This window comes from Mesorhizobium sp. M5C.F.Ca.IN.020.29.1.1 (genome assembly GCF_003997375.1).
Taxonomy (GTDB): Bacteria; Pseudomonadota; Alphaproteobacteria; order Rhizobiales; family Rhizobiaceae; genus Mesorhizobium; species Mesorhizobium wenxiniae.
In genome coordinates this window covers 1-6,891 of record NZ_RZSW01000333.1, presented here as the reverse complement: position 1 = coordinate 6,891, position 6,891 = coordinate 1, and the positions used below count along the sequence as shown (strand labels likewise).

Annotated in this window: 6 protein-coding genes and 1 pseudogene; 3 read left to right on the top strand and 4 right to left on the bottom strand. The window is 62.8% G+C overall.

Features of this window, described 5'->3' with window-relative positions:
• On the top strand, nt 1–1,005 hold a 1,005-nt coding region (locus EOA85_RS23135; RefSeq protein ID WP_206523351.1), incomplete at its 5' end, for a trimethylamine methyltransferase family protein.
• A 21-nt stretch (nt 1,006–1,026) separates the two neighbouring features.
• On the opposite strand, the gene EOA85_RS23130 is transcribed toward EOA85_RS23135, so the two are convergent.
• The 3 genes from EOA85_RS23130 to EOA85_RS23120 are packed head-to-tail and all read right to left on the bottom strand — an operon-like array spanning nt 1,027 to nt 3,695.
• Nucleotides 1,027–1,425: a hypothetical protein gene (locus tag EOA85_RS23130; protein ID WP_065005970.1), complete on the bottom strand. Its 399-nt coding sequence runs from the start codon at nt 1,423–1,425 to the stop codon at nt 1,027–1,029.
• A gap of 54 nt (nt 1,426–1,479) precedes the next feature.
• Nucleotides 1,480–2,883 carry a chromate efflux transporter gene (chrA, locus tag EOA85_RS23125; protein WP_127211306.1) on the bottom strand — a complete coding sequence of 468 codons (1,404 nt, stop codon included), beginning with the start codon at nt 2,881–2,883 and terminating at the stop codon, nt 1,480–1,482.
• Nucleotides 2,880–3,695, bottom strand: a complete 816-nt coding sequence (locus EOA85_RS23120) for a sulfurtransferase/chromate resistance protein (protein ID WP_127211305.1) — start codon at nt 3,693–3,695, stop codon at nt 2,880–2,882. Before EOA85_RS23120 ends, chrA begins: the two co-directional genes overlap by 4 nt.
• Nucleotides 3,696–3,887: 192 nt before the next feature.
• Between EOA85_RS23120 and EOA85_RS23115 the strand changes: the two genes are divergently transcribed.
• Nucleotides 3,888–4,307, top strand: a complete 420-nt coding sequence (locus EOA85_RS23115; protein ID WP_127211304.1) for a GFA family protein — start codon at nt 3,888–3,890, stop codon at nt 4,305–4,307.
• Between the two features lie 107 nt (nt 4,308–4,414).
• Here EOA85_RS23115 and EOA85_RS23110 read toward each other — a convergent pair whose 3' ends face one another.
• The gene (locus EOA85_RS23110) at nt 4,415–6,220 is read right to left on the bottom strand and encodes an IlvD/Edd family dehydratase (protein ID WP_127211307.1); all 1,806 of its coding nucleotides are present in this window, start codon (nt 6,218–6,220) and stop codon (nt 4,415–4,417) included.
• Between the two features lie 157 nt (nt 6,221–6,377).
• On the opposite strand from EOA85_RS23110, the pseudogene EOA85_RS23105 reads away from it, so the two are divergent.
• Nucleotides 6,378–6,827 (top strand): annotated as a pseudogene (locus EOA85_RS23105) (carbon monoxide dehydrogenase subunit G).
• Nucleotides 6,828–6,891 lie beyond the last annotated feature (64 nt).

The window sequence follows — 6,891 nt, the reverse complement described above, 5'->3', positions numbered from 1 at the left end:
CTCTACGCCTGCGTGATGGGCACGTCGAAGCATGTCGGCACGTCCTTCACGGTGCGCGAGAACGTCAAGCCGGCACTCGACATGCTCTATGCCATTGCCGGCGGCGAAGAGAATTTTCGCGCGCGGCCTTTCGTCTCCAATTCGAACTGTTTTGTCGTGCCGCCAATGAAATTCGCCGAGGACGCCTGCGGCGTGCTCGAGGCCTGCGTCGAAGGCGGCATTCCGATCCTGTTGCTGTCGGCCGGCCAGGCAGGCGCCACAGCGCCGGCGGCGATCGCCGGCGCGGTGGTGCAAGCGGTGGCCGAAGTGCTCGCCGGCCTCGTCTATGTCAACGCCATCAGGCCGGGGCATCCGGCGATTTTCGGCACCTGGCCGTTCGTCTCGGATCTCAGGACCGGCGCCATGTCAGGCGGTTCGGCCGAGCAAGCGGTGCTGACGGCTGCCTGCGCCCAGATGGCGCAGTTCTACGACCTGCCCGGTGGTTCGGCCGCCGGCATGACGGATTCGAAACTGCCTGATATCCAGTCCGGTTACGAAAAGGGCATCACCGACGTGATGTCGGGCCTTGCCGGCCTCAACCTCGTCTACGAATCGGCCGGCATGCACGCCTCGCTGCTCGGTTTCTGCCTGGAAAGCCTGATCATCGACAACGACATGCTTGGCCATTGCCTGCGCTGCGTGCGCGGCATCGAGGTGACCGATGAGTCGCTGTCGATAGACACCATCGCCGACGTCTGCCTGAAGGGGCCGGGTCACTATCTCGGCAACGAGCAGACGCTGCGGCTGATGCAGACGGAATATTTCTACCCGGCGGTTGGCGACCGGTTTTCGCCGAAGGAGTGGAACGAGAAAGGCAGGCCCGACATCTTGCAGCGGGCGATCATCGAGAAGAAACGCATCCTCGCCGAGCGCTTCCCTCGCCATGTCCCGAAGCTGGTCGACGACAAGTTGCGCGCCCGCTTCGGCAATCTTATCCATCTGCCGCGCAGCGGCATGGGCGGCTGAGAACGCTTCTCGTCAAAACGGTCAGTCGGTCCTCAACCCATAGCGCTCGACGACCTCGCCACTGATCAGCTTGGCATGCAGCGTCATCAGTATGATTTGCGCATCGAAGCTGTCGCCGGCCTCAAGTGCCGCCTCCAGCCGGCGCTCCGCATCCAGCCTATGTTGAAGGCCGTTGGATTGCTCGAATGCTTCCGGCCCGGCAATACAATAGCCAAATAGCTGCGCCACCGCTGGATAGGCTTGTAGTGGCGGCTCGTCAGACCAGTGGTCTTTCATCAGATTGACGATGGTGAGCTTTGCTCCCTCCGGCACAAGGGCGGGATGAAGATCGACGCCGCGTAACGCGGCGTCGAGTTGCCTGAGGTCGCCTGATCGGCCGAACATTCCAAGGAAGCCTAGGGAAGAGCGTTGTCTCGCCATGATGTTCCTATCCGAATGCCCGAACTACAATGAAGCGACGGCCGCACGCAGCCGCTATCCGCTCGCTGCCAGCAACAAAACACCGGCGAGGGCCGATCCCGCAAGCGTCGGCAGCATGCCGATCTTCAGCTTCAGAATGGCGATCATGGCAGCACACGACAGCAGCGCCGCGCGCCAGTCGATGGATGAGAGCACCGGCACGTCCATTCCAAGCCCGATGTTGCGCACTTCGCCGAAGATGACGTGCAAGCCGAACCACAGAGCGAGATTCATGATGACGCCGACGACGGCGGCAGTGATCGCGGTCAGCGCCGCCGACAGCGCCTTGTTGCCGCGCAGGGCTTCGATGTAGGGCGCACCGAGGAATATCCAGAAGAAGCAAGGCGTGAACGTCGCCCATAGGGTGAGCATCGCCCCAAGCGATCCTGCAAGCAGCGGGCTCAACGATCCGGATTGGCGGAACGCGGCAAGAAAGCCGACGAACTGCAGGACCAGAATGAGCGGACCAGGCGTGGTTTCGGCAAGCCCGAGGCCATCGACCATTTCACCGGGTGCGAGCCAGCCGAAGGACTCGACCGCTGCCTGCGCGACATAGGCAAGGACCGCGTAAGCGCCGCCGAAGGTGACGACCGCCATGACGCTGAAGAAGCCACCGATCTCAGTCCACACGCTGGTGGATCCGGTGAACACCCAGATCAGCAGCACGGGGCCGAGCCAGATCGGCAGCCAGATCGCAATGATGCGCGGCGCATGCCATCGCGTCGGCCTGGTGTGGGCCAGCTCGCCGCGCTCGAACATCAGGTCGACCGCGCCCTTGATGTCGGGAACCGCGTCTTTGCCGTGTGCCGCACCGGAAAAAAGGGCCCGCGCAACACGGTTTCCAATCCAGCCCGTCACGCCGGCAAGCAGGATGATGAGCGGAAACGGCAGGTTCAATGCATAGATGGCAATGAAGGCGGCGAGCGCGATCGAAACCATGACTCGGTTCTTCAGGGCCCGACGTCCGATCCGGATCATCGCCTCGATCACGATGGCGAGCACGGCCGCTTTCACCCCGAAAAACAGCGCCTCGACGAGGGGAGCGTCGCCGTATAGCGCATAGAGGATGCTCAAGGTGAGCATCACAAGCGCGCCCGGCGCCACGAACAGGACACCGGCGACCAGGCCGCCGATCGTCCGGTGCAACAGCCAGCCGATATAGATGGCGAGTTGCTGGGCTTCAGGGCCGGGCAGCATCATGCAGTAGTTCAACGCATGCAGGAAACGTTGCTCGCCGATCCAACGCCGTTCCTCGACCAATTCCTTGTGCATGAGCGCGATCTGGCCGGCCGGCCCGCCGAAGCTGAGCAGGCCGATTTTCGCCCAGAGCTTTACGCCTTCGCGGAAGGTTGGCGCAGCCGGCGCTTCGACGATCTCGCCCCCCGAAGCCTCCGTTCTGTCAGAAACCGGGGCGCTCATGGCTTGCTCACGCTTGGCCAGTTGTGCGTCTCCTCGGTAGCGTCGCGGCACCATCGGTAAAACGCATCGTAGAGCAGCATGCCTGCCTCCAGCTGTTCCAGATCGTCGCGAAACATCCGCGACAGGCCAAGCGAGGCGGCCAGGAATCCGGCCGCCTGGGGAACCAGATCGAGACTTGCAGTGTCGGCTGCGCGCACAATCATGGCCAGGCGGTCGAGCGCCTCGGATTCGAGCCCGACCTCTTCGATCATCGTGTCGAAGGTGCAGCGTTCGCCGCGGTGTGACCAGAACACATTGTCGATGTCGAAAGGCACGGCCTGAAAGCGATCCGCAGTGGCCGACACTTCGGCCGCCTCGACAAAGAGGAAAACAGCGCTCGGATCGATGAAACGCCGGATCAACCAGGGGCAGGCGATGCGATCGACCTTCGGGCGCGCCCGCGTCACCCATACGGTGCGGCCTTTTCCATCGCGGGGCGGCAACTTGCCGGCATCGACCAAAAGCCCCTTGGCATCGCCCCAGGCCTCGAAGCCGCCTTCGAGGGATTCGGCACTGACGCCCTCATGCCGCAGCCATGCGGCCACGCCTTGCGAGAGCTTTTGTCCCCTTTGGCAGACGACCGCCACTCGGCTGCCGGCGTATTCGGACGCCCAGGTAGAGACGGTTTTGAAATCACGCCGGCTTGAGGCCGGGAGCAGGCGCGGATCGGCGTTGTAATCATCTTCGATACGAACATCGACGATCGCGGGCGCACCCGGCAGACCAATCAGACGGGATAGTTGCGATACGGTGATAGCGGTTGTCGACGGCATGGCGTCCACCTCCTTGACAGAGAAGCTTGGACGCGAACGTTGGGCTGACGCCTCACGGGGTCGTCGCGATGCACCCCTTGCCATGATCGTGGATTTGTTGCGCCCGCTTGTCAAGCGTCATGCCTGAAGCAAAGGATGCTCTGGCTCCGGCGGCCGGTTTGGCGGAGCCAGAACACGTCTGGGAGGAAAACCATGAAAAAGACCTATCACGGCAGCTGCCATTGCGGCGCGGTGCGTTTCGAAGCCGACATCGACCTCACTGAGGGCATCCGCAAATGCAATTGCAGCTTCTGCTGGAAGCTCGGCTACCGGAAATCCTTCGCGGCCTATGAGGCCGTGCGGGTGACGGACGGCCGCGACCGGATGCGGGAATACAAGGCGACGCCGTCGAATTGGCCGGAAGGCGAAATCGACCACTATATGTGCCCGAACTGCGGCGCGAATTTTCTGTCGCGCGGCTATCTCGACTTCATGGGCGGGAACTTCTGGGCGGTGAACGTCGCCTGCCTCGACGACGTTACCGAAGAGGAACTCGCCGCAGCACCCATCGTCTACGAGGACGGCAGGCGCGACAGGCAGGATCGGGCGCCGGAGATCACAGGATATTTGTGAGCGGCGACTTCAGGCAGGCCAGGGCAGAACTGCGCTATAGGACCGACGGCGGCTTGATCCCGAACAAGCCGCCGGTTGCCCGTTGCGAAAAGCGCCCTGCCCGGCGTTCAGTGATTGTCCCGCGGCACGCCGCGGGTGTGCGCCACATCCTGGTACTTTACCGCCGGCTTCAGCACCATTCCTTCGGAAAACTGGTCGATCATGCCGCGCTGGATCTCCTGCCATGGCGTCTGGTGCTTGGGGTAGTGATAGCCGCCACTGTTCTGCAGCTCGGCGCGACGGCGCGTGATCTCGTCGTCGGTGACGAGAATGTCGGCGGTGCCCTTGCGCAGGTCGATGCGAACGCGGTCACCGGTCTTCAACAGCGCCAGCCCGCCGCCTATGGCGGCTTCGGGCGAGGCGTTGAGGATCGACGGCGAGCCCGACGTGCCCGACTGGCGACCGTCGCCGATGCAGGCCAGCGCATGAATGCCCTTCTTGATGAGATGGGCCGGCGGCTGCATGTTGACGACTTCGGCGCCGCCCGGATAACCGATCGGGCCGGCGCCGCGCATGAACAGGATCGTGTGCTCGTCGATCCCTTGCGCCGGATCGTCGATGCGGGCGTGGTAGTCTTCGGGCCCGTCGAAGACCATGGCGTTGCCTTCGAAGGCCTCGGGGTCCTTTGGGTTCGACAGATAGCGTTCGCGGAATTCGGGCGAGATACCGCTGGTCTTCATAATCGCCGAATCGAACAGATTACCCCTAAGATTGATGAAGCCGGCATTGGCTTTCAGCGGCTCGGCGACGCTGCGGATGACGTCGGGATTCTCGTTGACGGCCCCACTGCAATTGTCGCCCATCGTCTTGCCGTTGACGGTCATGGCGTCGGGATGGGGCAACAGCCCGGCCTTCATCAGTTCGGCCACCACCGCCGGCACGCCACCGGCATGATGATAATCCTCGCCGAGATATTCGCCCGACGGCTGCAGGTTGACGATGAGCGGTATTTTGAGGCCGACCTGCTGCCAATCGTCATTGTCGAGCGGCACGCCGAGATGGCGTGCGATGGCGTTGAGATGGATCGGCGCGTTGGTCGAGCCGCCGATGGCCGAATTGACGACGATGGCATTCTCGAAGGCCTGTCGGGTCATGATGTCGGAGGGCTTCAGATCCTCATGCACCATGTCGACGATGCGTTTTCCCGTTTCATAGGCGATCTGGCCACGCTCGCGATAGGGAGCGGGGATCGCGGCCGAGCCAGGCAGCTGCATGCCGAGCGCCTCGGCCAGCGAATTCATCGTGGTGGCGGTGCCCATGGTGTTGCAATAGCCGGTGGACGGCGCCGAGGAGGCGACGATGTCCATGAACTCGTCATAGCCGATTTCGCCTGCCGACAGGCGCTGGCGCGATTCCCAGACGATGGTGCCGGAGCCGGTGCGCTTGCCCTTGTGCCAGCCGTTCAGCATCGGGCCGACCGATAGCGCGATAGCCGGAATGTTGACGGTGGCCGCGGCCATCAGCAGGGCCGGCGTCGTCTTGTCGCAGCCGATGGTGAGCACGACGCCGTCGAGCGGGTAGCCGTAGAGCACCTCGACCAGGCCGAGATAGGCGAGGTTGCGGTCGAGTGCGGCGGTTGGGCGCTTGCCCGTCTCCTGGATCGGGTGGCATGGGAACTCGAAAGGGATGCCGCCCATCGAGACGATGCCCTCGCGCACGCGCTTGGCCAGCTCGATATGATGGCGGTTGCAAGGCGACAGATCCGAGCCGGTCTGGGCGATGCCGATCAGCGGCTTGCCCGACATCAGTTCGGCACGCGTCAGCCCGTAATTCAGATAGCGCTCGAGGTAAAGCGCCGTCATCCCCGGATTGTCGGGATTGTCGAACCACTCCTGCGAGCGAAATTTCTTTTTCTGCGTGGGGGCGCCGGCCATCATGGTCTCCGTATTTGTATGACAAATCGATATGACAACGCGCGAGAGCAGGCAAGAGGCACGCGCCATCCGATTCCGGACTTTGGTGCGATAGACATGCGTCTACCCTCACGCTAGACCGCATCGGGGCCTGTCAGTTTGTATCCTGGAGATTTTTATGGCTTTGGTGATCGAAGGCGAGGAACGCATCGCCGCACCCCTGCAAAAGGTGTGGGAAGCGCTGAACGACCCGGACGTTCTGAGCCAGACCATTCCGGGCTGCCAGAGCCTCGAAAAGAAATCGGACACCGAGATGGGAGCGACCGTGGTGGTCAAAATCGGCCCCATCAAAGCGACGTTCAACGGCGAGGTGACGCTGAGGAACCTCAACCCGCCGCATTCCTACACCATCCAGGGCGAGGGCAAGGGTGGCATCGCCGGCTTCGCCAAAGGCGGCGCCGATGTGACCCTGACCGCAGATGGCCCGGAGGCGACGATCCTTCGATCTTCTTCCAAGTCCGCTTTCTTCTGAAAGATTTCCCCGCTCTTCCTTCTTCTTGTCGAATCGACATCGAAGAAATTGGCCGGACAGTTCTTTTCGTCCTTCGGCGAGAAGGTGGGCGGCTGATCCCTCCCCTTGAGGGGAGGGTGCCTCGCGACGCGAGGCGGGAGGGGTCACCTCAACTGCCCCG

Coding starts and splice junctions, on each gene's coding strand:
- EOA85_RS23130 (WP_065005970.1), bottom strand. CDS start 1,425: ATGGCGAGACAACGCTCTTCCCTAGGCTTCCTTGGAATGTTCGGCCGA.
- chrA (WP_127211306.1), bottom strand. CDS start 2,883: ATGAGCGCCCCGGTTTCTGACAGAACGGAGGCTTCGGGGGGCGAGATC.
- EOA85_RS23120 (WP_127211305.1), bottom strand. CDS start 3,695: ATGCCGTCGACAACCGCTATCACCGTATCGCAACTATCCCGTCTGATT.
- EOA85_RS23115 (WP_127211304.1), top strand. CDS start 3,888: ATGAAAAAGACCTATCACGGCAGCTGCCATTGCGGCGCGGTGCGTTTC.
- EOA85_RS23110 (WP_127211307.1), bottom strand. CDS start 6,220: ATGGCCGGCGCCCCCACGCAGAAAAAGAAATTTCGCTCGCAGGAGTGG.